We start from the raw sequence: 727 nt of genomic DNA on the forward strand, positions 1-727 counted from the left end.
CAGGCACGCTTCCTGGTGCTGGCGTTCACCAGCGACTGGCGCTTCCCGCCGGCGCGCTCGCTGGAGATCGTGCGCGCACTGCTCGACGGCAACAAGGACGTCAGCTACTCCGAGATTGAGGCGGACCACGGCCACGACGCCTTCCTCATGCCTATCCCGCAGTACCGCGACGTCTTCGCCGGCTACATGGGCCGCATCGCCCGGGAGATCGGGGCATGAACGCGCTGCGAAACGACCTCCAGCTGGTTGCCGACTGGATCGCCCCCGACAGCCGCGTGCTCGACCTCGGCTGCGGCGACGGCTCGTTGCTCGCGCGCCTGGCCGCCACCCGGGGGGTGACGGGCTACGGCCTGGAGATCGACCCGGAGAAGATCACCCACTGCGTCGAGCGCGGCGTCAACGTCATCCAGCGCGACCTCGACCGCGGCCTCTCTGACTTCGACGCGGACTCCTTCGACTACGTCGTCATGACCCAGACGCTGCAGTCGGTGCGCCGCCCCGACCGCCTCCTCGAGGAGATGCTGCGGGTCGGCCGGGAGGGGATCGTTACCTTTCCCAACTTCGGCCACTGGCGACTGCGCGGCTACCTCGGCTTCTTCGGCCGCATGCCCATGAGCGGTGCGCTGAGCTACACGTGGTACGACACCCCGAACATCCACCTGTGCACGCTCCACGACTTCGAGGCGCTGTGCACGGAACGGCACATCGACATCATCGAGCGCAGCAC

Annotated in this window: 1 protein-coding gene and 1 pseudogene; both read left to right on the forward strand. The window is 68.0% G+C overall.

Translation table 11 applies throughout. The features are described from left to right. A pseudogene (gene metX / locus G7A99_RS22825) lies at positions 1-219 on the forward strand (homoserine O-acetyltransferase); the annotation flags it as partial. Positions 220-224: 5 nt separating this feature from the next. Further along, positions 225-727 (forward strand): methionine biosynthesis protein MetW (gene metW / locus G7A99_RS22830; RefSeq protein WP_163144318.1); only part of this gene is annotated, 503 nt, incomplete at its 3' end.

It is taken from the genome of Arhodomonas sp. KWT (assembly GCF_010993615.1).